The following is a 25,641-nucleotide window of genomic DNA, read 5'->3' as shown; positions in this document are numbered from 1 at the left end:
TCCTCCGCCGCGTGGTCGACGAGCAGCCGGCCCGCGACCTATCCGCTCCACGCCTCGTGCAGGGTGCAGACCGCCGAGGAGAGCGGCCGGCCGCGGTCGTCCCGGGTGACCCGGGGCGCGCCGGGCAGGCGTCGGCCGGCCAGCGTCACGGTGGCCGCGGCGCAGGGCAGCACCTGCATCGACAGGCCGTGGCCGCGCCCGTGGAGGGGAAAGTCCGGTGCCGCGAACGGGCGGGCGTCGAGGATGCCGGACAGCCGTACGGTGATGTCACCGCCGTGCGCCGTGGTCCCGCTCGCCGGGTCGACGCGGACAGTGGTCTCGGCGACGGTCACCGTGGCCGCCGGCCAGCCGGGGAGGGCGGCCGCCTCGTCGAAGTTGCGGACGAAGTACTCCTCGATCCGGCCGGCCAGCCGCCCGTCGTCTCCGACAACGTGGAGCCGGCCGTCGTACCAGAGGATCAGCACGTTGCCGCTGCCCCAGATCGACCAGTCGACGCGCCAGACGGAGACGTACGCGCTCGGTTCCCCACCGGCGTAGAGAGTGGCGAAGGGATTGGCGCCGAGGAGCAGCGGTCGACGGGCCGCGTACGGTCCGGGTTTCTCCTCCGGCATCCGGCCCTCCTCGTCCCGAAGGCCGACGCCCCTTCCTCGTGGGCGCGGGCCCGCGCTCGTCCGTCGAGATAGTGGATCTTAGTGGGGCCACGGCGCCGGCGGTGTTAGGGTCGAGGGGAGTGATCGAGCGAGGGAGACCAGACATGGCAGGTGACGACGACATCTCCGGGTGATTCCGGAAGTCCGGCCACCGGCTGGCGCAGTGACCAGCGCCGCCGTCGTGGCCATGCCGTCGTTCCACCAGCCCTTGTCCCCTGCCGGGCCGGCTGCGCCGCGCCCACGTCACATCCGAGGTCTCTCGCATGTCCGACGCGTTCATCGTCTGCTCGAACCTGTCCTTCTCCTGGCCGGACGACACCCCCGTCTTCCAGGACCTGTCCTTCTCCGTCGGCGCCGGCCGCACCGGCCTGGTCGCGCCGAACGGCGCCGGCAAGACCACCCTGCTCAAGCTGATCGCCGGCGAGCTGCGTCCCACCGGCGGCACGGTGACCGTCAACGGGTTGCTCGGCTACCTCCCGCAGAACCTCTCCCTGGTCGGTGACCTGACGGTGGCCGAGGTCCTCGGGATCGACCCGGTGCTGCGGGCGCTGGCCGCCATCGAGTCCGGCGACGCCAGCGAGGAGCATTTCACCACCATCGGGAACGACTGGGACATTGAGGAGCGCACTCGCGCCGAGCTGGACCGGCTCGGCCTCACCGAGGTCACGCTCACCCAGCGGCTGCGGACCCTCAGCGGCGGCCAGGTGGTCTCCCTCGGCCTGGCCGCGCAGCTGCTGAAGCGGCCGGACGTGCTGTTGCTCGACGAACCGACCAACAACCTCGACGTCGAGGCCCGCCACAAGCTCTACGGAGTGCTGGAGAGCTGGACCGGCTGCCTGCTGCTGGTCAGCCACGACCGGGCGCTGCTCGACCGGATGGAGCGGATCCTCGAACTCGACCGGGGCGAGGTCCGCTCCTACGGCGGCAACTACACCGCGTACGCCGAGGCGGTGCGGGCCGCGCGGGAGGTGGCCGAGAAGAACCTCCGCAACGCCGCGCAGGAGGTCAAGCGGGAGAAGCGCGAGATGCAGCAGGCCCGCGAGCGGGCCGAGCGCCGGGCCAGCAACGCGTCCCGCAACCTGAAGAACGCCGGCCTGCCGAAGATCTTCGCCGGCACGATGAAGCGCGGCGCCCAGGAGTCGGCGGGCCGGGCGCGCGAGACGCACGCCGCCCGGGTCAGCGAGGCGAAGGCACGGCTGGACGAGGCCGGCCGCGCCGTGCGCGAGGAGGAGAAGATCACGCTGGAGCTGCCCGGGACGAACGTCCCGGCCGGCCGTACGGTCTTCCTCGGCGAGCGGTTGCAGGTGCGCTACGGCGACCGCCCGCTCTTCGCCGGCGACGGGCTCGACCTGACCATCCGCGGGCCCGAGCGGATCGCTCTGACCGGGCCCAACGGCGCCGGCAAGTCCAGCCTGCTGCGCCTGCTCGACGGTGACCTGACGCCGGGCAGCGGGGTGGCCCGGCGGGCCGAGGGCCGGGTCGCCTACCTGTCCCAGCGCCTGGACCTGCTGGACCTCGACCGGACGGTGGCCGAGAACCTGGCCGCGTTCGCGCCGGACCTGCCCGAGGCGCAGCGGATGAGCCTGCTGGCCCGCTTCCTGTTCCGGGGCGCCCGCCCGCACCTCCCGGTCGGCGTGCTCTCCGGCGGGGAGCGGCTGCGGGCCACGCTGGCCTGCGTCCTGTTCGCCGAACCGGCACCGCAACTGCTGCTGCTGGACGAGCCGACGAACAACCTGGACCTGGTCAGCGTGGGCCAGTTGGAGAGCGCGCTCAACGCGTACCAGGGCGCGTTCGTGGTGGTCAGCCACGACGAGCGGTTCCTGGAGAACATCCGGGTGGAGCGCTGGCTGCGGCTCGCCGAGGGCCGGCTGCTGGAGACCGGGGCGCCCGACGGCGGAACTATGTGATCGTCGGGCCGGTGAGCCGGTAGCCGTCCTCGGCCAGGGTGCGGGTCATGTGCTCGGCGTACCACTGCGGCCAGTCCGGGTCGGACCGACCCAGCTGCTGCTCGTGCACGCCGTGCGCCTCCGCGGCGCGCTTCAGCGCGCCCAGCGGGACCTCGGTGGTCGGATCCATCGCCGCCCCTCCCTGCGTGCGCTCGCCGTCGAGGCGGCCGTCGCGCACCGCCCCGGCCGTCGACGATCACGGTCGACCCCGCGACCCCCTCACCGGCAGCCTAGGCGGCGGTGCCGCGTGGGGAGGCTAACCGGCGACCCGCCGGCGTGACCGCGGCGTACCGGTCGCGCATGATCTCGCTGGCGCCCGGGCCGGCGGGAACACCGGGGCATCGAGGCCATCCGCGCATGGCGGCGGGGACGCCGGGCGCACGGGCCGGAGCCGCGGTCGGCTCCGGCCCGTGTCGTCGGTCGTCGTTACGGGAGGGGGTACCGCGGGACGTAGACCGGCGCGCCGACCCGGGTCGTGTCGGCCGCCTCGCCCACGCCGTTGACCACGTGGTCGATCGTGCCGGCGCTGAGGTTGACCGTCATCACGTGGTGCAGCCGGACGCCCGGGGTCACCGGGACCTCGAAGCCGTTCTCGGTGTGGATCGACGGGTTGTTCTGGTTGAACACGTACACGCCGCCGCCGTACAACGTGTGGTGCTTCACCCGGTCGCCGACCTTGTACCCGGCCCAGCCCTCGACCTCGCCGTTCATCCAGTCGGCCTGCGTCGGCGGGTCGTACGGCAGTTCGTTCTGGTAGAGGACCGTGGTGCCGTGCTCGCCGTTCCAGACGGTGTTGTAGCGCTGGAAGTGCTCGACGAAGAGCCCGGTCGCGGTCACGTGGTCGCCGTTGATGACCGCTCCGTAGCGACCGGTGTTGGTCCGCCACCGCTCGGTGTCGCCGTTGACGCCCTCGGTGAAGCCCTCGACGCCGTGGTCGCCGCGCCACACCCAGGTGTGGTCGATGAGGACGTGATCGCTGTTGACCTCGAGCGCGATGTTCGTCCGGCCGATGTGCGGCCCGCCGACCCGGAAGTAGACGTCGGACAGCGTCGTCGGATTCCACGGCGTGCTGTGGTTGCGGCCGCGCTTGTCGCCCACCCGCAGCAGCACCGGCGACTCGATCGGGCCGGCGTCGATGGTGACGCCGGCGATCACCACGCCGGGGACGCCCGCCACCTCAAGCGGAACGGACCCGCCCACTGCGGTGAGGGTGGCGTGCCCCAGCCCGAGGACGACCGTGTTCGGTCGCTTGACCTGGATGCTGCGGGCGATGTCGTACACGCCCGGGGTGAGCAGCAGGTGCTTGCCGCGGGCGAGCTGGCTGTTGATGACCCGCACCGGGTCGGACGGCTTGGCGATGAAGAAGTCGCCGATCGGGATGGTCCGGCCGGGCGTCAGGCCGTCGGCCCAGGTGATGCCGCGGCTGTCGCGCCGCACCGCGGGCACCCGGACCTGGTAGCGGCCCTTGGCGTCGACGAACAGGTAGGGCTTCTCCCGGCTGAGCGGGGTGGTGTCCAGCGTGGTGTACGGCGGGTCGGGGAAGCCGGCATCGTCCGGCGCGCCCACCACGCCGCTGAAAACCTGGTTCCACACCGCGTTGGACCAGCCGGCGACCTCGCTGTTGCGGGTCAGCCACTGCTGTTGGGAGCCGTTGGTGGTGGCGGGTAGCCGGGAGTCGGCGATGAAGCCGCCGCTGGCGTACTGCGGGCCGGCGGTGCAGTAGTCCATCAGCGACAGGTTGCCGCCGGCGATGTCCAGCCGGCGCATCGACACCGCCTGGGAGACGGCCCAGAAGTTCGCCGACGACCGGCAGCCGTCCTGACCGGCGGCGTCGACGTCGATGGACAGGTTGGACAGCGTGCGCCAGAAGTTGACCAGGGCGATGCAGTTGCCGGCGCCGCCGTCGGCCAGGCAGCGGTTGTAGACCTCGATCTTGCCGTTGACGTCGACGTCGGTGGGGGCGGCGCCCAGCCCGGCGACCTCGGTGTAGTAGCCGACCTTGACCTGCAACGGCTGCTCCGCCGTGCCGTAGCTGCCCGGCTTGAAAAGGTAGGCGTGCCGGGCGGTGCTCATCTCGGCGTCGACCTGGCGGGCGTGCGCCGCGTCCAGCGTAGCCTGGATCTGGCTGACCGGCATGCTCGGGTCGAAGATCGTGACGTTGGGTCCGAAGTCCGGCGTGCCGTGCCGGGGCGGACCGGCGGTGGCGGCGGTGCCGGCCAGGCTGGCGGTGGTCGCCAGCGCGAGTCCGAGCGCGAGGGCCCGGACGGTACGCCGCCGGCCGCTGCGGGGATGCGTCGTCATGCGGTTCGTCCTCTCCGCTGGCCGGCACCTGCTCCGGCGCAGCGACGTGGATGGGGAAGGGGGACCTGCCACTGCCGGCGGCGGACAAGGCCCTGTGAGAGCGCTCTCTCGGCTCGCCGGCTCGGATCACGTCGTGAAGGAAGGGGGTGGCTTGTTTCTACCCGGTGAACCGGCTCGCCCGCTACCGGCGCGGGCATCGACTTTCCGTACGGCCGCCCCCGCCTGCTGGTCCACGGCGGACCGTCGCGTGCGCCGGCGGCCGGGCACGCGCGGGCGCGGGGGTGGCGACGCGGCGCGTCGCCACCCCCGCGGGGTTCGTCGGGTGCGCTCGGGTCAGGAGGCGGTGCAGGATCGGACCTGGGGGCGGCTCCAGTTGCCGTTGGCCATGGTGGTGAAGCCGAAGACGTTCCCGCTGCCGTTCGACCGCATGGTCATGACGTTGCCGCTGCTGTCCCAGCTCGGGGTGCCGTTCCAGGTCGCCGAGACCTTCTGGGGCGGGGTGACCGCGACGACCACTGTCCAGTTGCTGGCCCCGCTGACGGTGACCTCGCTGTTGAACCGGTCGCCCCACCGGGTGCCGTCGCGCAGGGTCGCGGTGCAGCTGCCGCCGGGCGGCGGGGTGGTCGGCCCGGTGGTCGGCGGGGTGGTCGGCGGCGTGGTCGGCGGGGTCGTGCCGCCGTTGAGGGCGGCGAGGACCGCGTCGTACGCCGGCTTCTTGGCGCCGCTGCTGGTGAACAGCAGCGGGTTCTGGTCGGCCCGCCAGGAGTCGCTGTCCCGGATGCCCCAGACCGTGATGCCGGTGCAGCGGGCGACGGCGAGGCAGTCGTTGACCACGTTGCGGTACGTGTCAGCGGGGGCGTTCTGGATGTCCAGCTCGGTGATCTGCACGTCGACGCCGAGCGCGGCGAAGCTGGACAGCGTGGTGCGGTAGTTGCCCGGGTACGGCGAGCCGCTGTTGAAGTGCGACTGGAGGCCGACGCAGTCGATCGGCACGCCACGCTGCTTGAAGTCGCGGACCATGTTGTAGACGGCCTGGGTCTTGGCGTGGGTCCAGTCGTCGGTGTTGTAGTCGTTGTAGCAGAGCTTCGCGCCCGGGTCGGCGGCCCGGGCGGCCCGGAACGCGGCCTCGATCCAGTCGTTGCCGGTGCGCTGCAGGTTGGAGTCGCGCCGGGCGCCGCTGCCGCCGTCGGCGAACGCCTCGTTCACCACGTCCCACGCCACGACCTGGCCCCGGAAGTGGGTGGCCACCTGGGTGACATGGTTGAGCATCGCCTGGCGCAGCGCGCTGCCGCTCATGTTCTGCATCCAGCCGGGCTGCTGGGAGTGCCAGGCGAGAGTGTGGCCACGCACGCTCATCCCGCGGCTGCGGGCGTGGCTGACGATCCGGTCCGCGTTGGTGTAGTTGAACTGCCCCTGCTGCGGCTCGGTGGCGTCGATCTTCATCTCGTTCTCGGGCGTCACCGAGTTGAACTCGCGGTTCAGGATCGTGGTGTACGCGCTGTCGCTGAGCTTGTTGGCGGCCACCGCGGCGCCGAAGTACCGGCCCCGCTCCGCCGCGGAGGCACCCAGGGTGGTGCCGGCGCTGGCCGCGACGGGCAGCACCACGGCACCGGCCGCGGCGAGCAGACCCACGGCGGCGAGGGCGAGGGCCGCCCGCCTTCGTGCGGTCGATCTTGGACGGTTGTCCTGCTGGCTGCTGTCGATCATTTCTGCCCCTTCTGGTGGGGGACCGGGCTGGTGGGGGCGCCGGCCTGGTGTGGTGGGGGTGTCGGGTCGCCGCCGCAGCCGGTGGGACGCCGACCCGACATCGACCCGAATAGATGTGGAGTATTGCAGCGGCCGATTGGTGCGGCAAGATTTTCCGGAAAGCTAACGATAGCTAAGCCGCTGCCCGGTCTGTGGCTGCGGGAGGGATCAGCAGGCCAGCATCATGTTTGGGCAGACACGATGATCAACTGTGAACAGTTGAAGCGCCGAGCGGGGCGATGTTGACCCGGATTTTCCGGTGAGGTTTCGCAACGAGCTCGGCCCGTGGTGCGGCAGCCCGTGTCGTCAGTGCGGTCCGCCGTGGGGCATGCCCCACGGCGGCCGCGTCACCGGTGCCGCCCCGCCGAACCCGTGCCGCTGATTCGCCCGGGACGGCCGGCCGGGAGCCGGGCGCTCCGTAGAATCGCTGGGTGCCGCAGATCGTGCAGTTGCTGGCCTCGCCCGTGCACCGCTACCTGGGCCGGCCCGCCGACGGTCCGGCACCGGCCCCACCCGGCGAACTGGTCGACCAGATCCAGCTCCGGGCGGGCCTCGGCATCGTCGGCGACCGGTACTTCGGCAAGCCGGCGCACCGCGAGGCGAGCGTGACGGTGATCGCGCGGGAGTCGTTGCCGCCCGGGGTCGACCTGGTGCAGGTGCGCCGCAACGTGCTCACCACCGGGATCGCCGTGGACGAGCTGATCGGCGCGGTGCTCAGCCTGGACTCCGGCGCGGGCCCGGTCCGGCTGCGGGTCAACCGCCCGGCGAACCCCTGCGCCTGGATGGAGGTCGCCATCGGCCCCGGCGCGTGGAAGGCGCTGCGCCGCCGGGGCGGCATCCGCTGCACCCCGCTGGACGACGGCACCCTGCGCGTCGGCCCGGTCGAGGTGACGATCAGCCGCTGAGGCCCGCGCCGGCGGCAACGCGGACTCGCCCGCGACCTCGGGTGACCGGGGGGAGCGGCCCGGCCAGGCGCTCCCGACCGGCGCTCGTGAACCTAGTCGGGTCGGACGGTGAGCGGGACGTCCCGCAGGTCCGGCACCTCCTGCCGGCGCGGCTCCCGGGTCAGCGTGGCGGTGAACGCCGCCGGCCGTACCTCCAGGTACGGCGGGGCCTCGGTGGCGGGGAAGCCGCCGGCGGCCACCGCGGCCGGGGTGGGACACTGTTTCTCCGGCCGCACCTGGATGATCTGGCCCGGCCGGACCAGGTAGGACGGCTGGTTGACCTTGCCGCCGTCGAGGGTGAACGTGTTGTTCGTGACCAGGTGGCGGGCCTCGCTCACGCTGCGGGCGAAGCCGGCCCGGTGCACCAGGGCGTCCAGCCGCTGCTCCAACTGCCCGGCCAGGTTCTCCGCCGCGTCGCCGGGCTGCCCGGCGGCGGTCACCAGGGCCCGGACCAGCTGCCGCTCGCGCAGGTCGTACGCGGCCCGGAGCCGGTGTCGTTCGGCGTCGGGCAGCCGGTAGCCGCGCGGGGCGCGCCGCGGCCCGCCCCGGCGCCCGATCGGGTGCCGCTGCCGGCGCAGCCGGTAACCCCACGCCGGCTTGAGCGGTACGTCGTCGGTGGGCGCGACGTTGACCTTGGACCGCAGCATGGTGCCCCTCCCTCGACTGCCGTGGTCCCTCACCGTGCCCCCGACCCGGGTGACACGTCCTCACCCGATCCGGGTGACCGGCGCCGGCCGGCTCGCCGCCAGCGCCGCCGGACCGCCCGGCGGCTCGCGGCCGGCGCGGCCCAGGACGTCACCATCCGCCGGTTCGCCGAGCGCGACCACAACGTGGTGCACTGGACGGAGTACGACAAGGGCGGGCACTTCTTCGCCATGGAGCAGCCCGAGCTGTTCGTCGCCGACGTCCGGGCGTTCTTCCGCAAGGTCCGCTGAGCTGCGTGCCGGCGGTGCCGGACGCATCGAGCCGGACCACGGCGATCTGGTTGAGCCGGTTCTGCACCACGTAGAGCGTGCGGCCGACGAGCAGCAGCCCGTCGCCGTTGGTGAACGTGTGGCCGGGCACGTCGACCGTGGTGGCGACGCCGGTGGCCGGGTCGACCCGGAAGAGCAGGCCGGTGTTGGACTGCACCACGATCAGCGCCGTACGGTCGGGCGTGCGCACGATGCCGTTGAGATTCACCCCGGCGCCGACCTGCTGGTAGGCCCCGCCTGCCCGCGCCCGCCGGCCCGTCACCTCGCCGGGTCGCCGGGCCCTACCGGCCGCCGGCATCGGTCCGCCGCCCGCTGGGGGCGTCGAGCAGGACGCCGGGGTTGAGCACCCAGGACGGGTCGAGCGCGGCCTTCGCGGCGCGCAGCGCGAGCCCGAACGGCTCCGGGCGCTGCCGGTCGTACCAGGGCCGGTGGTCGCGGCCGACGGCGTGGTGGTGGGTGATGGTGCCACCGGCGGCGAGCAGCGCCTCGGAGACGGCGTGCTTGATCTGGTCCCACTGCGCGAGCGTGCCGCCCCACCGGCCGGTGGCGTAGACGCCGAAGTAGGGAGCCGGCCCGTCCGGGTAGACGTGGGTGAACCGGCAGGTGACCACGCCGGTCGCGCCGACCTCGCGCAGCGCCGCGCCGGCCGCGTCCAGCACCGCGGCGCGCAGCGCGGGGTAGCGGTCCCAGGTGCAGGCGGTCTCGAAGGTCTCCACGATCATCGACCGGGCGGCCAGGGCGTCCCGCTGGTACGGCATCCGCAGGAACGCCGAGCGCCAGGTGTCCACGGCGCCGCCCCGGGGGGTGGACGCCGGGCCGTACCGGGCCGGTTCGGGCAGCGCCCCGCCGTGGTCGCGGCACAGCTCGACGGCCCGGTCCAGGGCCGGCCCGACCGGATGGTCGGCGGACTCGAAGCCCAGTACGAGGACCCCGCCGGCGCTGGCGGCCCCGGCGTTGAGCAGCGCCTCCGCCGGATCGAGCAGCCGGCAGTTGCTCGGGTGCAGCCCGGATTGGGCGATCGCCCGGGTGGCGGCCACCGCCGCGTCGTGCTCGTCGAAGTGCACCGCCGCGTCCGCCCGCCAGCGCGGCCGGTCCTGCAGGCGCAGCCACGCCTCGGTGATGACGCCGAGCGCCCCCTCGGAGCCGAGGAAGAGCCGGTCCGGTGACGGCCCCGCGCCGGAGCCGGGCAGCCGACGGGACTCGCTGGTCCCGGCCGGGGTGACCACCCGCAGCGACTCCACCAGGTCGTCGATGTGGGTGAGCACGGTCGCGTAGTGGCCGCCGGCCCGGGTGGCCAGCCAGCCGCCCAGCGTGGAGAACTCGAACGACTGCGGGAAGTGTCGCAGCGTGAGGTCGTGCCGCCGCAACTGGTCGGCCAGCGCCGGGCCGAACACACCGGCCTGGATCCGCGCCGCCCGGCTGGTTCGGTCGACCTCCAGCACCCGGTCGAGCCGGCCGAGGTCGAGACTGACCGCGCCCGGGTAATCGTCGGCCACCCGCGGCTCCACGCCGCCGACCACCGACGAGCCGCCGCCGTACGGGACCACCGCGATCCCGGCCCCGGCGCACCAGTCCAGCACGTCGACGACGTCCTGTTCGCACGCCGGGCGGACGACCAGGTCCGGCGGGTGCCGGAGGTCGCCGTGCAGGTTCCGGACGACGTCCCGGAACGCCTTGCCGTGCGCGTGCGCGGCCCGGTCGGTCTCCTCGACGGAGCAGAGGTGGGCCAGCGCCGCCGGCGGGGCGACCCGGGGCGGCCGCAGGCCCAGCTCGGCCACGGGCGGCGGGACGTGCGCGGTCAGGTCGGCGTCGGGCAGCAGGGCCCGTACCCGGTCGGTCAGCGCCGCGGCCTCCGCGCCGGTCACCGCGTCCTCGACGTGGCCCCAACCCCACCACGAACGGTGTTTCCCGGCCATCCGGCCTCCCCGCGGTCGACCCAGCCCGACCCGCCGTAACGTACTCGCCCGGCGGCGGTGTCGGGTATCCCCTGCGCGCGGGGTGGCCACCGGCGGTGGCCACCCCGCGTACCCGGTCAGGAGTTGGCCGGGACCGGCTCGGCCGGGCGGCGCCGGACGGCCCGGGACGCCGGCCGGGCCAGCGCGCTCGGCCACCAGGTACGCCGGCCGATCTCCAGGGCGAGCGCCGGGACGAGCAGGCTGCGCACCAGGAACGTGTCGAGCAGCACCCCGACGCCGACAATCACCGCGGACTGCACCGACGGCACCAGCGGCAGCACGCTGAGCGCGCCGAAGGTGGCCGCCAGCACCACACCCGCACTGGTGATCACCCCGCCGGTCACGGTCAGCGCGTGCAGCACGCCCGGCCGGTGGCCGAGCAGCGCCGCCTCCTCCCTGGCCCGGGTGGTGAGGAAGATCGTGTAGTCCACGCCGAGGGCGACCAGGAACAGGAAGGTCTGCAACGGGATCCCGACGAACAGCTTGGCGTGCCCCATCGCGTCCAGGATCAGCCCGGCCGCGCCCAGCGCCGCCAGGTACGACAGCACCACGCTCGCCAGCAGCACCAACGGCGCGACCAGCGCCCGCAGCAGCACGGTCAGGATGACGAACACCACCGCCAGGATCAGCGGCACCACCCGGCGGTTGTCCCGGTCGACCGTGCGCTCCTCGTCCAGCAGGTAGGCGCTGTCCCCACCCACCAGCGCCTGGCCGCCGGGCACCGCGTGCACCGCGGCACGCAGCCGGTCCACGGTGTCCAGTGCGGCGTCGCTGTCCGGGGTGTCGGCCAGCACCGCGCCGATCCGCACCCACCGGCCGTCGGGCGAGCGTTCCGGCGCGCCCACCTCGGCCACCCCCGGCACGGCACGGGCGGCGGCGACCACCTGGTCGGCGCGGTCCGCGGTGGCCAGGATGTCGGCCGGGGCGACCGTGCCGCTCGGGTAGTGCGCTGCGATCATGCGCTGGCCGGTGATCGAGCCGACCTCCCGGGTGAACGTCTCGTCGCCCGGCAGACCGACGCTGAGGTTGCCGATGCCGAAGCTGAGCGCGACCAGTGCCGCGGCGGTGCCGATCCACACCGTCCGGGGCCGGCGGCCGACCAGCCCGGCGATCCCCCGCCACACCCGGTGGTCGGCGGCCACGTCCACCCCGGCCGCGTCCGGCGCGTAGCGCGGCACGAACGGCCAGAACAGCCACCGGCCGAACAGCACCAGCACGGCCGGCAGCAGCGTGGTCATGGCGAGCAGGGCGGCGGCGATGCCGACCGCGCCGACCGGGCCGAGCCCCCGGGTCGACGGCAGCTGCGCGGCGAGCAGGCAGAGCAGGCCGATCGCCACGGTCGCCGCGGACGCGCCGATCGCGCCGATCGAGCGGCGTACGGCCACCGCCATCGCGGCGTGCCGGTCGGCGTGCCGGCGCAGCTCCTCCCGGTAGCGGGCGATGAGCAGCAGCGCGTAGTCCACGCCGACGCCGAACACCAGCACGGTGAGGATGCTCTGGCTCTGGAAGTCGACCGCCAGCCCGGCGTACCGGGCCAGCAGGTAGACGACCGCGCTGGCGAGTTGGTTCGCGAACGCCGCGGTGAGCAGCGGGAGCAGCCAGAGCACCGGGCTGCGGTAGGTGACCAGCAGCAGCAGGGCGACGGTGGCGGCGGTGGCCAGCAGCAGCGCGCCGTCCATCCCGCCGAACGCGTCGAACACGTCGTGCTCGGCGGCGGCCGGGCCGGTCAGCGCGGTCCGCAGGCCGGCCGGGGTCTCGGCGGCCAGCCGGTCCTTCAGTTCGGTGACCGCCGTGCCGCGCCGCTCGTCGTCCCCGGCGACCGGGAAGGAGAGCAGCAGCGCCCGGCCGTCCTCGCTCGGCACCGCCGCCGGCACCTGACCGCCGTCGGCGTACCGGGTGAAGGCGGCGCGGTCGGCGTCGACCTTGGCCCGGTCGGCGGCGGTGAGACCGCCGTCCCGGACGTAGACCGCGATCGCCAGCGGGGCCCCCGAGTCGGGGAACGCCGCCTCCGCCCGCTGCGCCGCCCGGCTGTGTTCGGCGCCGGCGGGCAGCGCGCCGAGGGTGTCGTTGTCCTGCACCTCGGTCAGCTTGAGCGCCAGCGGTCCGGCCGCCGCGATGACGATGAGCCAGAAGACGAGCAGGGCGTACTTGGATCGTCGACCGGACGGCAGGCCGGCCAGGCGGTGCCGGAACATGGCGGGTTCCCTCCGCGGATTGGGTGTTCTCACGCCCTCGATCCTTCGGCCCGCGACCGGCGAGGGCAGGGGTGTCACGTCCCCAACCGCGGTGGTGCTGGCACCACCGATCCGGCGGCGGGCGTGGCCCAGAATGGGAGCCGTGGACAGCTCCGTACGCCTGTTCGTCCGGCAGTGGCTCCGGCCCGGCGCGATCGCCGCCGTGCAGGGCCTGGCGCTGGCCCTGCTCTGCCTGACCACCAACGTCGCGCTGTTCGCGCTGACGGTCGTGTCGCTCGCGCTGATCCCGGTGTTCGGCATCGGGTTCGCGCTGTTCCCGGTGGTGACCGCGCTGGTCCGGCTCTGCCTCGGCGCGCAGCGCCGGCTGGCCCGCTGGGGCGGGATGCCGATGGCCACCCCGTACCGGCCGATGCCGGCCGACGCGCGGATCGGCACCTGGCGGCGGTTCCGGTGGGTGGTCGGCGACCCGGCCACCTGGCGGGACTTCGCCTGGCTGGTGCCGGGTGCGGTCACCGGCGCGGCCTGCCTGCTGGCGTTCGTGCTGCCGGCGTACGGGCTGGAGGGCGTGCTGCTGGTGCCGCTGGTGCTCTACCTGACCATCGACTGGTACGGCTACGGCGTGTTCTGGCCGATGGACAACATCGTGAAGGCCTGGCTGTCCGTACCGCAGGGGTGGTTCTTCCTGGTCGGCGGGCTGGCGGTGGCACCCTGGCTGGTCTGGCTGCACCTGCGCTTCGCCGGCTTCTTCCTGACTCCGACGAAGGCGCAGGAGCTGGCGCTGCGGGTGCGGCAGCTGACCGTCACCCGGGCCGACACGGTCGACACCCAGGCGGCCGAGCTGCGCCGGATCGAGCGCGACCTGCACGACGGCGCGCAGGCCCGGTTGGTGGCGCTGAGCATGAGCATCGGGCTGGCCGGGAAGCTGGTGGCGGACGACCCGGCGGCGGCCCGGCGGCTGTTGGCCGAGGCCCAGGAGGCCAGCGGGCAGGCCCTGATCGAGCTGCGCGACCTGGTCCGCGGCATCTACCCGCCGGTGCTCGCCGAACGCGGCCTCGGCGGCGCGGTCGAGGCGCTCGCGCTGGCCGTGCCGATGCCGGTGACGGTGGACGTGGAGCTGCCGGGCAGCCCGCCGGCGGCGGTCGAGTCGGCGGCGTACTTCGCGGTGGCGGAGGCGCTGGCCAACGTCACCAAGCACAGTGGCGCGGCGCGTGCCTGGATCCGGCTGACCCACCGGGACGGCTGGCTGGCCATGGTGGTCGGCGACGACGGCCGGGGCGGTGCGCAGCCGGACGCGGGGACCGGCCTGGCGGGTGTGCGGCGCCGGCTGGCGGCGTTCGATGGAACGATGACGGTGACCAGTCCGCCCGGCGGACCGACCGTCGTGACCATGGAGCTGCCGTGCGAGTTGTCATCGCCGAGGATCTCGCCCTCCTCCGGGACGGGCTGACCCGCATCCTCGACGCCTTCGGCTGCCAGGTGGTCGAGGCGGTCGCCGACGGCCCGTCCGTGCTGCCGGCGCTGACCCGGCACCGCCCCGACGTCGCGGTGGTCGACGTACGTCTGCCGCCGACCTTCACCGACGAGGGCCTCCAGGCCGCGTTGCAGGCCCGTACCCGGCTGCCCGGCCTGCCGATCCTGGTGCTGTCCCAGCACGTCGAGCAGCTGTACGCCCGGGAGCTGCTCTCCGACCGCGGTGGGGGAGTGGGCTACCTGCTCAAGGACCGGGTGTCCAACGTGGACCAGTTCGTCGACGCGGTGCGCCGGGTGGCGGCCGGCGGCATGGTGATGGACCCGGACGTGGTCTCCCAGCTGCTGGCCCGCAACACCGGCGGGCAGCGGCTCGCCGGGCTGACCGCGCGCGAGCGCGAGGTGCTGGGCCTGATGGCGGAGGGCCGGTCGAACGCGGCGATCGCCGGCCGGCTGTTCGTCACCGAGAAGGCGGTCAGCAAGCACATCAACAACATCTTCAGCAAGCTCGGCATGCCGCCGTCGGACGATGACAACCGGCGGGTGCTGGCCGTGCTGGCGTATCTGAACGGCTGAGCCCGCGCCGCGCGGCGCCCCCGGTCAGGCCGGTGAGCTGGGGCCGCCGCGCATCGCGTCCGCGGTGACCGCGCACCGGTCGGGGTCGTGCGCGACGCCGTCGGCGGCCTGGCGCAGCAGTCGGTGCAGCAGCGCGCGCTCCGCCTCGGGCAGGGCACCCAGCAGCTCCTCCTCCACCTGGCGTACCCGCGCGTCCAACTCGTCGAGCCGGCGGCGCCCGTGCCCGGTGGGCACGATCCGGCGGGCGCGCCGGTCGGTCGGGTCCTGCTGGCGCTCGACCAGGCCGGATTCGACGCAGCGGTCGATCAGGTAGGTCATCACGCTGCGGTCGATGCCCAGCCGGGTGGCCAGCGAGGCCTGGCTGGGCGGCTCGTCCCGGACGACGGCCGAGAGCACCTGGTAGCCCCGGGTGCCGTAGGGCAGGTCGCCGACCGCCGCCGCCACCCGGGCGCTCCACTCCCGCAGCAGCACGGTGAGCGCCCAACCGAACTCGCCGACGAACTCCGGTTCGGAGTCGGTGCGGGCCGGGGTGGGAACGCCAGCGGTGGTCATGCCACCGATGCTACCAGTCAGTGATTGAACAGACACATCATCTGTTGGACAGATGAGTTAGCACCTGTATCGTTTGTCGCGCAAACAATGTGGCGGACGACGGAGCGGATCCATGACCGACTACGGGCACGACCTGACATTCGGGACGTTCATCACGCCCCAGAACGACAACCCCCAGGTGCCGGTCCAGCTCGCCCAGCTCACCGAGGCGGCCGGGCTGGACCTCGTCACCTTCCAGGACCACCCGTACCAGCCCGGTTTCCTGGACACCTGGACCCTGCTGACCTGGGTCGCGGCGGCCACCGAGCGGATCTCGGTCGCCGGTAACGTGCTCAACCTGCCGCTGCGCCCGCCGGCGGTGCTGGCCCGCTCGGCCGCCAGCCTGGACCGGCTCTCCGGCGGCCGGTTCACCCTCGGGCTCGGTGCGGGCGCCTTCTGGGAGGCCATCGAGGCGATGGGTGGCCAGCGGCTCACCCCGGGCCAGGGGGTCCAGGCGCTGGCCGAGGGCATCGAGATCATCCGGGGGATCTGGGACGCGGCCGACCCGACCGCGCTGACCGTGGACGGCAACTACCACCGGGTCGCCGGCGCCAAGCGCGGCCCGGCGCCGGCCCACGACATCCCGATCTGGGTGGGCGCGCTCAAGCCGCGGATGCTGCGGCTCACCGGCCGGATCGCGGACGGCTGGGCGGTCACCCTCCAGTACGTCGGCGACGACGGCCTCACCGAGGGCAACGCGACGATCGACGAGGCCGCCACCCGGGCCGGCCGCCACCCGGGCGAGATCCGCCGGGTGCTCAACATCGGCGGCGCCTTCACCCCGCAGGGCCGGGGCTTCCTGCAGGGACCGCCCGCGCAGTGGGTCGAGCAGCTCGCCCCCTACGCCCTGGAGCAGGGCATCGGCACCTTCATCCTGATCGGCGACGACCCGCGCGCCATCCAGACCTTCGGCCAGGAGGTCGCGCCGGCGCTGCGGGAACTCGTCGCGGCGGAGCGGGCGTCCGCCGGCACCGCGCCGGTGGCCCGGCGGCGGGGCAGCGCCGCGCTGGCGGCCCGCCGGGCCGGCATCGCCTACGACGACGTGCCGGCCGCGCTGGCCGCCCGGGCGGTGGAGCCGGGCGACCGGGAGTACGGGTCGGTCCGCTCCGGCTACCTGCGCGCCGGCCGGCCCGGTCTGGTGCTGCGCCCGCGCAGCGCCGAGGAGGTCGCCGAGGCGCTGGCCTTCGCCCGCAAGCAGGAGGTGCCGATGGCCATCCGCTCGGGCGGCCACGGCATCAGCGGCCACTCCACCAACGACGGCGGCATCGTGGTCGACCTGGGCGCCCTCGACGGCATCGAGCTGCTCGACGAGCGCACCGGGCTGGTCCGGCTGGGCGCCGGCGCCCGCTGGGGACGGGTCGCCGAGAAGCTCGTCCCGCACGGTCTGGCGATCAGCTCCGGCGACTACGGCGGGGTCGGCGTCGGTGGGCTGGCCACCACCGGCGGCATCGGCTTCATGGGCCGGCTGCACGGGCTGACCATCGACCACGTCCGGGCCGCCGAGGTGGTCCTCGCCGACGGCCGGATCGTCCGCGCCGACGCCGAGAACCACCCCGACCTGTTCTGGGCGCTGCGCGGCGCCGGCGCCAACGTCGGCGCGGTCACGTCACTGGAACTCGCCGCCGACCGGGTGGGCGACATCGTCCACTCGGTCATGCTGCTCGACGCCTCGGACACCGCCGGGGTGCTGGCGCGCTGGGGGCAGGTGGTGGAGACCTCGCCGCGCGAGCTGACCAGCTTCATCATCCTGTCCCCGAACCGGGGCGCGCCGTCGGCGGTGGCGCGGGTGATGACCGTCTACGCCAGCGACGACACCGACGCGGCGGTGGCCGCGCTGCAACGGCTCGCGGACATCGCCCCGCTGCTCGACCACGAGGCCCGGCTGACGCCCTACTCGGGCGTCGTCTTCCCCACCCAGCCGCACCACGCCTCCGGCGGGCCGGGGCCGGTCACCCGCTCGGGGCTGTTCACCCACCTCACCCCGGAGGTGTCCGGCGGGCTCGCCCGGCTGGTCACCGAGGGCGTCTCGTACTTCCTGCAACTGCGCGCGGTGGGCGGGGCGGTCAACGACGTGCCGGCCGGCGAGACCGCGTACCCGCACCGGCACCAGAACTTCTCCGCGGTCGCCTTCGGCGGCGGGGTGCGGCGCGCCGCCCTGGACGAGCCGTGGGACAGCTGGGTGTACCCGCACGCCGAGGGTCTCTACCTCAGCTTCGAGACCGACCCGCGCCCCGAGCGGCTGCGCGACGCCTTCCCGGAGCCGACGCTGAGCCGGCTGCGACAGGTCAAGCGGGCCTACGACCCGGACGCGGTGTTCAACACCAACTTCCCGGTGCCGCCCGCGACCGACTGACGGGGCGGCGGGGTGGGTCGACCGGCCCACCCCGCCGCCGTGCGGGTCAGTGCGCGGCCGCTTGCGCGGCGGCCTCCTCCCTGCGCCCGCCGCTCGTCCCCGCCGAGCGTGTGCAGCGGCTTCTCCTTGATGAACAGCACCACGAGCAGGGCGAGCACCGCGAACCGCGCGCCGACGCTCGTGGGGTGTTCCGGACAGGCGAACCCGGGCGCGGCGCCGCCCACCGCGGCGACCAGTGCCGGGTGACCGTGGTCGCGGGACACCGAGGCGGTCGGCGACGGCCTCGACGATCGCCCGCTCGACCTCGGCGTTTCCGGCGATCAGCCGGGTCAGCAGCGCCGGGTTGCGCTCGATGACCGCCAGCCGGAGCCGCCACAACTCCCGGTCGGCCTGCATCATCTCGGCCGTCCCGGTCAGGGCCAGCCGGATCGCCTCCAGCGCCGGCACCTCGGGCGGGGCCGCCGATCACTCCGATATTGGTTAGCCTACCCTAACCGTCATGACCCAGGCCCTGCCCGTCGCGCCGTGGCGCGTCTTCACCGTCGAGGTCCGCGCGGTACGCCGGATCAGCCCGTCGTTCCTGCGGGTCACCTTCACCGGACCGGACCTCGACCGGTTCGCCGACAACGGCTACGACCAGCGGATCAAACTGGCGTTCCCGCTGGCCGGGGAGACCACGGTGCGGCTGCCCGGCGGCGAGGACTGGTACGCGCAGTGGCGGGCGCTGCCGGAGGAGCGGCGCAACCCCATCCGCACCTACACCGTCCGGGCCGTCCGCCCGCTGCTCAGCGAGGTGGACGTCGACCTGGTGCTGCACGGCGACGGTGGGCCGGCCACCCGGTGGGCCCGCCGGGTCCGCCCCGGCGACGAGATCGCCATCCTCGGCCCGGACGCCGGTTACCCGGGTGACCACGGCGGGGTGGAGTTCCGTCCGCCGTCGACCGGCCACCTGCTGCTGGCCGGCGACGAGACCGCCGCCCCGGCGATCTGCGCCATCCTGGAACGGCTGCCGGTCGACGCCCGGGGGCGGGCGCTGCTGGAGGTGCCCGAACCGGCCGACGCGCTGCCGGTCGCGGCGCCGCCCGGGTTCGAGGTCGAGTGGCTGCCCCGGGGCGACGGCGCGCACGGCAGCCGGCTCGTCCCGGCCGTCACGGCGGCGGCGGGCGCGCTGCTCGGTGACACCGAAACGGGTGCCGACCAGGTCATCGCCGACGTGGACGTCGACCGGGACATCCTGTGGGAGGTGCCCACCCCGGCCGCCCCGGTGCCGCTCTACGCCTGGCTGGCCGGCGAGGCGGCGGTCATCCGTACCCTGCGCCGGCACCTGGTCGGCGAGCGCGGGCTCGACCGGCGCGCGGTGGCGTTCATGGGGTACTGGCGGCTCGGCCGGGCCGACGGCGCCTGAGGTGCCGACCGCTCGGCCCGGCGGGTGCCGGACCCCGCCCGCGGAGACTGAGCGAAGCTCAGGGCAACGGGCGGGAGATGCCCCGGGCGTGGTCGGTGAGAGCCGCGCCGACCACGGTGGCCTCCAGCGGCAGCACCTCCAGGCACCGCCGGACGGCCGCGGCCATCAGCACGTTCGGCACCCGCATGGAAAGCGTGCAGTGCGGCACCCAGCGGCCCGGCCGGTAGTGCTCGACCAGCGTGATCCCGGCCTCGGTGAGCCGGTCGTAGACCCGCCGGTGGTGGTCCAGCAGTTCGGCGGTGGGGGTCGGGCCGAGCCAGAGGACCCGGCCGACGAACTGGCCGGCGTGCTGGAAGGACAGCCGCAGCGGCGCGGCCACCATCGTCCCGGCCAGCGCGGCGGCCACCCGTTCCGGGTCGAAGCGCGGCGCCACCGCGAGCGAGACGTGCGGCCGGTGGCGCTGCTCCAGCAGGGAGCGCATGCTCTGCACGCCCTCGGACTCCAGCGCCTCCCAGAGCACCCGGATCCGCCGGGTGGCGTCGGTGTCCAGGTAGAGCTCCAGCGCCGCGACCACGCGATCACCTTAGGCGTCGGGGTTTGACCGTGGCCCCCGGCGGTACCCGGAGAGGTCCGCACGACCAGGAGGCTCCGGATGGACGCGAACGACCTGCTGACCGAGACCTACGACCGGCTGCCCGCCCTCGTCCGCACGGCGGTCGACGGCCTCACCCCGGAACAGTTGCGCCACCGGCCCGGGCCGGACGCGAACCCGGTCGGCTGGCTGGTCTGGCACCTGACCCGGCTCCAGGACCACCACGTGTCCGACGCGTTCGACGTGGAGCAGCTCTGGGTCACCGGCGACTGGGCGGGGCGGTTCGGGCTCAGCCCGGATCCCGACGACACGGGCTACGCGCACACCCCGGAACAGGTCGCCGCGGTACGTCCGGAGAGCGCGCGGGCGCTGGTGGACTACCACGAGGCGGTGGCGGCGCGTACCCGCGCGTTCCTGACCGGACTACGTCCGCCCGACCTGGACCGGGTGGTCGACGAATCCTGGGACCCGCCGGTGACCCTCGGTGTCCGGCTGGTCAGCGTGGTCGAGGACGACCTCCAGCACATCGGCCAGGCCGCCTACGTGCGCGGGCTGATCGAGCGGGGCTGACGGCCGTACCGGATCAGGGCACGATGACCGCCCGCCCCTCCAGCGTGCCCTCCCGCATCTGCCGGTACGCGGTGAGCGCCTCCTCCAGCGGGTACGTCGTCGCCTTCGGCCGCACCATGCCCCGTGCGCCCAGCTCGAGCACCTCCACCAGCTCCGGCCGGCTGCCCCAGTAGGTGGTCTGGATGCTCAGCTCGTACGGCACGCTGAAGAAGCCGACCGAGAGGGTGCCCCCGCCGATCCCGACGATGGTGAGGTCGCCGACGGTGCGCGCGGCGGCCACGCCCAGGGCCAGGGTGGCGTCGGCGCCCACGAAGTCGAGGATCACGTCCGCGCCCCGGCCGCCGGTGACCCGCCGGATCTCGTCGACGGTCCCCGCGCCGGAGGACAGGGCCAGGTCGGCGCCGCACTCCTCGGCCAGCCGCAGGGCCGCGTCCCGGGTGTCGACGGCCACCACCCGGGCGGCGGTGGTCGCCTTGAGGATCTGGATGCCGACGTGCCCGAGCCCGCCCACGCCGATCACCACGGCGGTGCTGCCCGGCGCGAGTTTCGCCCAGGACCGCCGGATCGCGTGGTACGGGGTGAGGCCGGCGTCGGTCAGTGGCGCCGCCCGCACCGGGTCCAGCCCTTCGGGCAGCGGCACGATGTGCCGGGCGTCCGGCACGAGCTGGTAGTCGGCCATCCCGCCGTCCGCGCCCAGCCCGCCACCGCCACCGGGCGCCGGCGCCGCGGCGATGTTCTCGCAGTACGGGTCGACGCCGACCCGGCAGCGGGCGCAGGTGCCGCAACCCCACGGCCCGTAGACGGCCACCGGCTGGCCGACCTCCAGCCCGGTCACGCCCGTGCCGAGGGCGTGCACCCAGCCGGCGTTCTCGTGACCGAGGGTGAACGGTGGGTTCCAGGGCACCGCACCGGCCTCGAAATCGTGCATCAGGTGCAGGTCGGAGTGGCAGGCGCCGGCCCCGCCGATCTTGACAACCACCTGGCCCGGGCCGGGGGTGGGTTCGTCGACCTCGACCAGTTCCGGTTCCGACTTCCAGCCTGGCAACCGCAGTGCGCGCATGATCCGACTCCCGTCCGTCCGTTCCGACCTCCACCGGCGGGTCTGCCCACTGGGCGGCGGCGCAAACAGGGGCCGGCGGTGGGGCGGGGATGGCGTGGGGCGCAGACCGCCGGGTGTCGGCCGGACACCGCCGGGCCGACCCGGCGGCACGCGCCGCGCCGGGGGTGTGCCCCGACGGTGCGGCCACGAATCACCCCATCGGGGTGAGCGTCCGTCACCCTCGTCCGGGCGACCCTGAGCCTGCGAGGGTGCGACGGAGGGAGCCGATGACGTGTCCGCGGTGCAGCACCTGCGGCGGCTGGGGCCCGGCCGCCGCCCCGACCTGCCCGACGCCCTGGCCGGCACGGTACGGCTGGACATGATGGAGGACGGGCGGACCGAACACTGGTACCTCGCCATCGCCGACCAGCGCGTCCGGGTGAGCCGTTCGACCGACGACGCCGAGCTGGTGGTCCGGGCCGACCGGGAGGTGTTCGACCAGCTGGCCCGCGGGGAGCTCCACCCGGCCGCGGCGCTGATGCGCAACGAGGTGACCGTGCAGGGCGATATCCGGCTGTTCCTGCTGCTGCGGCGGATCTTCCCCGGGCCGCCGGATGCCCGACACCCCCGGGAGATGGCCTCGACGGCGGGTGACGGCCGATGAGCCAGGAACGGCTGCACGTCGTCGCCGGCAACGCCTTCGTCATCGGCGACGCCCAGGGCGACATCGAGGTCGACCCGCACGCGCCCGTCGGGCTCTTCTCCTTCGACACCCGGTTCCTGTCCCGTTGGGTGCTCACCGTGGACGGTGAGCGGCTCAACGCGCTCTCCCGCGACGACCTGACGTACTTCGAGACCCGGTTCGTCCTGGTGCCCGGCGCGGCCAGCCACTACGTCGACGCCGACGTCTCGGTGATCCGGCACCGCTCGCTGAACGACAGCTTCAACGAGCGGCTCATCGTGCTCAACCACTCCGCCGAGCCGGCGGACCTCACAGTGCGGATGGAGATCGGGTCCGACTTCGCGGACATCGCCGAGGTCGGGCAGCCCCGGCATCGCGAGGTCGCGGTCTTCGCCGACGCCGACCGGGGGCAGCTGCGGCTGCGGTACAACCGGGGTCGGTTCGGTCGGGAGGCGGTCGTCTCCAGCACCGCCCCGGCCGACGTCGACCGCGGCGGGATGACGTTCCGGATCCGGGTGGAGCCGAACGGGCAGTGGCTCACCGACCTGCACATCGCGATGACCTTCCAGGGCGAGGCCGGGCGGGACATGCGCGCCGACCTGACCACCCACCGGCAGCACATCCGTCGCGGGATGCGCGAGGATCTCCAGGCCTGGCTGGACCGGGCGCCGCAGCTGATCGCCGAGCACGACGCCCTGCCCGAGCTGTACCGGTGCTGCCTCACCGACCTGGCCGCGCTGCGCTACGAGCCGCTGTCGTCGGTCGACCGGGTCCCGGTGGGCGGCCTGCCCTGGGCGATGTCGCTCTACGGACGGGACAGCCTCATCACCTGCCTGCAGACCCTGCCGTTCGTCCCGGAGCTGACCCCGGCGACGCTGCGGCTGCTCGCCCTGCTGCAGGGCGGTCGGCTCGACGACGAGCACGACGAGGAACCGGGCAAGATCCTGGCCGAGTTGCGCTACGGCGAGGCCGCCGCCTTCGGTGACCGGCCGACGGCGCTCTACTACGGGGCGGCCGACACCACCCCCCTCTTCCTCATCCTGCTCGACGAGTACGAGCGCTGGTCGGGCGACGGCGAGTTGGTGCGGCAACTGCGGCACCCGGCGCGGATGGCGCTGGACTGGATCGACGAGTACGGCGACCTCATCGGTGACGGCTACCTGCGGTACCAGACCCGCAACCCGCGTACCGGCACGGTCAACCAGATCTGGAAGGACTCCGCCGACGCGATCGCGGACCGGCACTGCCGCCTGCCCGCCTTCCCTCGGGCGACCTGCGAGCTGCAGGGCTACGCGTACGACGCCAAGGTGCGCGGCGCGCGGCTGGCCCGCGAGTTCTGGGACGACCCGGAGTGGGCCGACGGGCTGGAGCGGCAGGCGGCGGAGCTCAAGGAACGGTTCAACCGGGACTTCTGGCTGCCGGACCGGGGATACTACGCGCTGGCGCTGGGGCCGGACGGCGAGCCGGTCGACGCGCTCGCGTCCAACATCGGGCACCTGCTGTGGAGCGGGATCGTCGACGCGGGGCGGGCCGGCGCGGTGGCCGACCACCTGCTCGGTCCGGCGATGTTCAGCGGCTGGGGCGTTCGCACCCTGGCCGCTGGTCAACGGTCGTACAACCCCGTCGGCTCGCACGTCGGCGCGGTGTGGCCGTCGGACAACTCGCTGATCGCCGCCGGGCTGCGCCGCTACGGCTACGACGAGCAGGCGGCCCGGGTCGCCGCCGGGATCGTGGACATGGCAAACATCCTCGGCGGTCCGGTGCCCGAGCTGATCGCCGGCTACCCGCGCAGCCTCACCAAATACCCGGTGCAGCTGCCGAGCGCCGGCCGGCCCCAGTCGTGGTCCTCCGGCGCGGTGCTGCTGCTGCTCGCCACGATGCTCGGGCTGTCCCCGTGCGGGGAGAACCTACTGGTCAATCCCGCGCTGCCGAAGGGCTTCGGGCGGATCGAACTGTACGACATCCCGGGCCGCTGGGGGCACGCCGACGCGTACGCCCGGGACCGGGTCAGGGGGCACCGGGCCCGGCTGCGGTGACCCGGCCCGCCGTCGGCGCCGCGGCGGTCGTCGGGGACGGGGGCGGGGGCGGGGTGACCCGTCGGGCCAGTCCGCGGTCGACGCCGACGAGAAGGAGGCCGAGCAGCCAGAACGCGACGGCGAAGCCGACGGCGTTCACCGCCACCCCCGGGTAGCCCGACGTCGCCGCGTCCAGGAACGGGTACGGGTACCGGTGCACCACCAGCCCGCGCAGCAGCGCGAACCCGAGGTAGCCGAGGGGGAAGGCCAGCCAGTACAGCGGGTGCCGGAGGCGGAGCCGCCCGCGCCGGTCGAGCAGCGCCCAGTCGGCCAGCGCCAGCAGCGGCACGACCGTGTGCAGCAACTGGTTGCCCAGCACCTCACCGGGGGCGCGGTCGGGCTGGGCCATGGCGAACGGGCTGGCCGGGTTCGCCAGCAGCAGGTGGTACACCACCCCCGTGATGGCGATGTAGAGGGTGACCGCGCCCTTGAGCGCGGGCGACGGGCCGGGCCGGTCGCGCCCGGCGAGCAGGGCGGCGTACCCGGCGAGGAGGCCGACCGCGACGTTGCTCTGGATGGTGAAGTACGGCAGCAGGCCGGTGACGGTCGCCGGACCGAGCGTGGTGAGCACGATCCCGGCCAGCACGCTGATCACGATCGTCAGACGGAAGGACACCGCCACGCCCCGCCGCCGCAGACTCATCGGCGCACGCTATCAGCCCGCCTCCGCCGGCCGGCCGCGTCGATCGCCGGTGGCGGTCAGCTCGCGGCGTGCCCCGGCGGGAGGCTGCGGCGCTGGCCCGGGGCGGGGGTGTGGTCGCCACCGGTCACCGCGGGCCGCTCGTCCGGGGACGCGGCCGGTGTCGGCCGGTCGGTCGCCCGGGTGCCCGGCTCACCGCCGGGCCGGTCGGTCGGGGCGCCGGGCGACTTCGACCGGCCCGATGAACCGACCAGCGCCCGCTCGCAGTAGTCGTCCACCCGGCCCTTGCCGCCGGCGGCGTGCAGCAGCGGGGCGAAAGTGGGATTGTCCAACGCGCGGCCCGGATTGTCCGCCACCTCGAGATAGGCCCGGCACAGGCTGGTCAGCGTGGCGGTCGACGCGACGTCGTGCTCGCCCGGCCCGGACGGCGACGCCGACGGGCCCGCCGGTTGACCGGGGGAGTCGGACGGCGGCGGCAGGGTCGACGGTGGCGCACTGGCCGGCGCCGGCGCGCGCAGCGGGTTCGGCAGGCTCCCGTTCGCGGCGGCGAACGCCACCCCTCCGGTGGCGGCGAGGGCGACGCCGGCCACCAGGGCCCGGACGCCGAACGCGGTGAGGGTGAACCGCTGCCGAGGTGAGGCCGGCAGGTCCAGCGGCGCACCGGCCAGCGCCCGCCGGTACGCGTGCACCGCCGCGCCCTCCCCGGCCAGTTCACCGTCGCGTGGCGCGGCGCGGACCGCGGTCAGCAGCAGGACCAACGGCCGGGGACCGTCCTGCGGGTCGCCGGCCGGACCGTCGAGCAGCCGCTCGACGGTTTCCTGGTCCATCCGGTGTGCGTTCATCTCGTGTCCCTCAGCGCCACCGGCTCCGGTGGTGTCACATCGCGCCGGTGTGACGTGGGACAAGGTCGGTCGACGCGGGGCCGGGCACCGCCGGGGGC

The 25,641-nt window shown here is 74.2% G+C and carries 22 protein-coding genes and 1 pseudogene; 10 read left to right on the top strand and 13 right to left on the bottom strand.

Translation table 11 applies throughout. The features are described 5' to 3' along the window. Nucleotides 1-38 precede the first annotated feature (38 nt). Nucleotides 39-611, bottom strand: coding sequence for a hypothetical protein (locus tag FHX32_RS21915; protein ID WP_167186511.1), 573 nt, complete (start codon nt 609-611; stop codon nt 39-41). Between the two features lie 302 nt (nt 612-913). Between FHX32_RS21915 and abc-f the strand changes: the two genes are divergently transcribed. Continuing rightward, nucleotides 914-2,557 carry a ribosomal protection-like ABC-F family protein gene (gene abc-f, locus FHX32_RS21910; protein ID WP_167186508.1) on the top strand — a complete coding sequence of 548 codons (1,644 nt, stop codon included), beginning with the start codon at nt 914-916 and terminating at the stop codon, nt 2,555-2,557. Here the strand turns inward: abc-f and FHX32_RS21905 are convergent. From FHX32_RS21905 to FHX32_RS21895, 3 genes are all read right to left on the bottom strand, one after another. Continuing rightward, the gene (locus FHX32_RS21905; RefSeq protein ID WP_167186505.1) at nt 2,550-2,726 is read right to left on the bottom strand and encodes a hypothetical protein; all 177 of its coding nucleotides are present in this window, start codon (nt 2,724-2,726) and stop codon (nt 2,550-2,552) included. The genes abc-f and FHX32_RS21905 overlap by 8 nt on opposite strands. Nucleotides 2,727-3,022: 296 nt before the next feature. Continuing rightward, a complete protein-coding gene (locus FHX32_RS21900) occupies nt 3,023-4,897 on the bottom strand; it encodes an adenylyl cyclase (protein ID WP_167186502.1) in 1,875 nt (624 codons plus the stop codon). 333 nt (nt 4,898-5,230) lie between these two features. Next, nucleotides 5,231-6,604 (bottom strand): glycoside hydrolase family 10 protein, encoded by a 1,374-nt coding sequence (locus tag FHX32_RS21895; RefSeq protein WP_167186499.1) that lies wholly within the window; start codon nt 6,602-6,604, stop codon nt 5,231-5,233. A gap of 470 nt (nt 6,605-7,074) precedes the next feature. On the opposite strand from FHX32_RS21895, the gene FHX32_RS21890 reads away from it, so the two are divergent. Further along, nucleotides 7,075-7,548 carry a molybdenum cofactor biosysynthesis protein gene (locus FHX32_RS21890; RefSeq protein ID WP_167186496.1) on the top strand — a complete coding sequence of 158 codons (474 nt, stop codon included), beginning with the start codon at nt 7,075-7,077 and terminating at the stop codon, nt 7,546-7,548. Nucleotides 7,549-7,640: 92 nt separating this feature from the next. On the opposite strand, the gene rpsD is transcribed toward FHX32_RS21890, so the two are convergent. Next, nucleotides 7,641-8,234, bottom strand: coding sequence for a 30S ribosomal protein S4 (rpsD, locus tag FHX32_RS21885; protein WP_167186493.1), 594 nt, complete (start codon nt 8,232-8,234; stop codon nt 7,641-7,643). Between the two features lie 21 nt (nt 8,235-8,255). Between rpsD and FHX32_RS34620 the strand changes: the two genes are divergently transcribed. Continuing rightward, nucleotides 8,256-8,522 carry an alpha/beta fold hydrolase gene (locus FHX32_RS34620; protein ID WP_208419143.1) on the top strand — a complete coding sequence of 89 codons (267 nt, stop codon included), beginning with the start codon at nt 8,256-8,258 and terminating at the stop codon, nt 8,520-8,522. A 320-nt stretch (nt 8,523-8,842) separates the two neighbouring features. Here the strand turns inward: FHX32_RS34620 and FHX32_RS21870 are convergent, their stop codons facing one another. After that, nucleotides 8,843-10,477 (bottom strand): FAD-binding oxidoreductase, encoded by a 1,635-nt coding sequence (locus tag FHX32_RS21870; protein ID WP_167186490.1) that lies wholly within the window; start codon nt 10,475-10,477, stop codon nt 8,843-8,845. 116 nt (nt 10,478-10,593) lie between these two features. After that, nucleotides 10,594-12,711, bottom strand: coding sequence for an MMPL family transporter (locus FHX32_RS21865; RefSeq protein WP_167186487.1), 2,118 nt, complete (start codon nt 12,709-12,711; stop codon nt 10,594-10,596). A 133-nt stretch (nt 12,712-12,844) separates the two neighbouring features. Here FHX32_RS21865 and FHX32_RS35320 point away from each other — a divergent pair, with 133 nt between their 5' ends. Together FHX32_RS35320 and FHX32_RS21855 are read left to right on the top strand one after the other, a co-directional pair. Next, entirely contained in the window at nt 12,845-14,158 is a 1,314-nt protein-coding gene (locus FHX32_RS35320) for a histidine kinase (RefSeq protein ID WP_167186483.1), read from the top strand. Further along, nucleotides 14,110-14,754, top strand: a complete 645-nt coding sequence (locus FHX32_RS21855; RefSeq protein WP_167186480.1) for a response regulator transcription factor — start codon at nt 14,110-14,112, stop codon at nt 14,752-14,754. The genes FHX32_RS35320 and FHX32_RS21855 overlap by 49 nt, the downstream gene beginning before the upstream one ends. Before the next feature lie 24 nt (nt 14,755-14,778). Here the strand turns inward: FHX32_RS21855 and FHX32_RS21850 are convergent, their stop codons facing one another. Continuing rightward, nucleotides 14,779-15,306: a MarR family winged helix-turn-helix transcriptional regulator gene (locus tag FHX32_RS21850; RefSeq protein ID WP_167186477.1), complete on the bottom strand. Its 528-nt coding sequence runs from the start codon at nt 15,304-15,306 to the stop codon at nt 14,779-14,781. 112 nt (nt 15,307-15,418) lie between these two features. Between FHX32_RS21850 and FHX32_RS21845 the strand changes: the two genes are divergently transcribed. Beyond that, a complete protein-coding gene (locus FHX32_RS21845; RefSeq protein ID WP_167186474.1) occupies nt 15,419-17,698 on the top strand; it encodes an LLM class flavin-dependent oxidoreductase in 2,280 nt (759 codons plus the stop codon). A gap of 267 nt (nt 17,699-17,965) precedes the next feature. Here the strand turns inward: FHX32_RS21845 and FHX32_RS21840 are convergent. Continuing rightward, a pseudogene (locus tag FHX32_RS21840) lies at nt 17,966-18,145 on the bottom strand (acyl-CoA-like ligand-binding transcription factor); the annotation flags it as partial. 52 nt (nt 18,146-18,197) lie between these two features. On the opposite strand from FHX32_RS21840, the gene FHX32_RS21835 reads away from it, so the two are divergent. Further along, nucleotides 18,198-19,103 (top strand): siderophore-interacting protein, encoded by a 906-nt coding sequence (locus FHX32_RS21835; RefSeq protein WP_167186471.1) that lies wholly within the window; start codon nt 18,198-18,200, stop codon nt 19,101-19,103. Nucleotides 19,104-19,161: 58 nt separating this feature from the next. Here the strand turns inward: FHX32_RS21835 and FHX32_RS21830 are convergent, their stop codons facing one another. Beyond that, entirely contained in the window at nt 19,162-19,677 is a 516-nt protein-coding gene (locus FHX32_RS21830; RefSeq protein WP_167186468.1) for a 2'-5' RNA ligase family protein, read from the bottom strand. Nucleotides 19,678-19,755: 78 nt separating this feature from the next. Between FHX32_RS21830 and FHX32_RS21825 the strand changes: the two genes are divergently transcribed. Continuing rightward, nucleotides 19,756-20,265 (top strand): mycothiol transferase, encoded by a 510-nt coding sequence (locus tag FHX32_RS21825; protein ID WP_167186464.1) that lies wholly within the window; start codon nt 19,756-19,758, stop codon nt 20,263-20,265. Between the two features lie 13 nt (nt 20,266-20,278). Here the strand turns inward: FHX32_RS21825 and FHX32_RS21820 are convergent, their stop codons facing one another. Next, the gene (locus FHX32_RS21820; protein ID WP_167186461.1) at nt 20,279-21,325 is read right to left on the bottom strand and encodes an NAD(P)-dependent alcohol dehydrogenase; all 1,047 of its coding nucleotides are present in this window, start codon (nt 21,323-21,325) and stop codon (nt 20,279-20,281) included. Nucleotides 21,326-21,596: 271 nt separating this feature from the next. On the opposite strand from FHX32_RS21820, the gene FHX32_RS21815 reads away from it, so the two are divergent. Together FHX32_RS21815 and FHX32_RS21810 are read left to right on the top strand one after the other, a co-directional pair. Continuing rightward, a complete protein-coding gene (locus FHX32_RS21815) occupies nt 21,597-21,968 on the top strand; it encodes an SCP2 sterol-binding domain-containing protein (RefSeq protein WP_109898631.1) in 372 nt (123 codons plus the stop codon). Next, the gene (locus FHX32_RS21810) at nt 21,965-24,022 is read left to right on the top strand and encodes an amylo-alpha-1,6-glucosidase (protein WP_167186458.1); all 2,058 of its coding nucleotides are present in this window, start codon (nt 21,965-21,967) and stop codon (nt 24,020-24,022) included. Before FHX32_RS21815 ends, FHX32_RS21810 begins: the two co-directional genes overlap by 4 nt. On the opposite strand, the gene FHX32_RS21805 is transcribed toward FHX32_RS21810, so the two are convergent. Both FHX32_RS21805 and FHX32_RS21800 read right to left on the bottom strand, forming a co-directional pair. Then, nucleotides 23,994-24,704, bottom strand: coding sequence for a Pr6Pr family membrane protein (locus FHX32_RS21805; RefSeq protein ID WP_167186455.1), 711 nt, complete (start codon nt 24,702-24,704; stop codon nt 23,994-23,996). The genes FHX32_RS21810 and FHX32_RS21805 overlap by 29 nt on opposite strands. A 56-nt stretch (nt 24,705-24,760) precedes the next feature. Then, nucleotides 24,761-25,543, bottom strand: a complete 783-nt coding sequence (locus FHX32_RS21800) for a hypothetical protein (protein WP_109898633.1) — start codon at nt 25,541-25,543, stop codon at nt 24,761-24,763. Nucleotides 25,544-25,641: the final 98 nt, after the last annotated feature.

The organism is Micromonospora sp. CNZ280 (assembly GCF_011759515.1).
The sequence above is the reverse complement of the archived record's forward strand: the minus strand, read 5'-3'. Positions and strand labels throughout refer to the sequence as shown.

Bases quoted from the DNA above. Each gene is read 5' to 3' on its own strand.
- FHX32_RS21870 (WP_167186490.1), bottom strand. From the start codon at position 10,477: ATGGCCGGGAAACACCGTTCGTGGTGGGGTTGGGGCCACGTCGAGGAC.
- FHX32_RS21800 (WP_109898633.1), bottom strand. From the start codon at position 25,543: ATGAACGCACACCGGATGGACCAGGAAACCGTCGAGCGGCTGCTCGAC.
- abc-f (WP_167186508.1), top strand. From the start codon at position 914: ATGTCCGACGCGTTCATCGTCTGCTCGAACCTGTCCTTCTCCTGGCCG.
- FHX32_RS21895 (WP_167186499.1), bottom strand. From the start codon at position 6,604: ATGATCGACAGCAGCCAGCAGGACAACCGTCCAAGATCGACCGCACGA.
- FHX32_RS21850 (WP_167186477.1), bottom strand. From the start codon at position 15,306: ATGACCACCGCTGGCGTTCCCACCCCGGCCCGCACCGACTCCGAACCG.
- FHX32_RS21805 (WP_167186455.1), bottom strand. From the start codon at position 24,704: ATGAGTCTGCGGCGGCGGGGCGTGGCGGTGTCCTTCCGTCTGACGATC.
- FHX32_RS21845 (WP_167186474.1), top strand. From the start codon at position 15,419: ATGACCGACTACGGGCACGACCTGACATTCGGGACGTTCATCACGCCC.
- FHX32_RS21915 (WP_167186511.1), bottom strand. From the start codon at position 611: ATGCCGGAGGAGAAACCCGGACCGTACGCGGCCCGTCGACCGCTGCTC.
- FHX32_RS35320 (WP_167186483.1), top strand. From the start codon at position 12,845: ATGGGAGCCGTGGACAGCTCCGTACGCCTGTTCGTCCGGCAGTGGCTC.
- FHX32_RS21905 (WP_167186505.1), bottom strand. From the start codon at position 2,726: ATGGATCCGACCACCGAGGTCCCGCTGGGCGCGCTGAAGCGCGCCGCG.
- FHX32_RS21810 (WP_167186458.1), top strand. From the start codon at position 21,965: ATGAGCCAGGAACGGCTGCACGTCGTCGCCGGCAACGCCTTCGTCATC.
- FHX32_RS21865 (WP_167186487.1), bottom strand. From the start codon at position 12,711: ATGTTCCGGCACCGCCTGGCCGGCCTGCCGTCCGGTCGACGATCCAAG.
- FHX32_RS21835 (WP_167186471.1), top strand. From the start codon at position 18,198: ATGACCCAGGCCCTGCCCGTCGCGCCGTGGCGCGTCTTCACCGTCGAG.
- rpsD (WP_167186493.1), bottom strand. From the start codon at position 8,234: ATGCTGCGGTCCAAGGTCAACGTCGCGCCCACCGACGACGTACCGCTC.
- FHX32_RS21825 (WP_167186464.1), top strand. From the start codon at position 19,756: ATGGACGCGAACGACCTGCTGACCGAGACCTACGACCGGCTGCCCGCC.
- FHX32_RS21900 (WP_167186502.1), bottom strand. From the start codon at position 4,897: ATGACGACGCATCCCCGCAGCGGCCGGCGGCGTACCGTCCGGGCCCTC.
- FHX32_RS21820 (WP_167186461.1), bottom strand. From the start codon at position 21,325: ATGCGCGCACTGCGGTTGCCAGGCTGGAAGTCGGAACCGGAACTGGTC.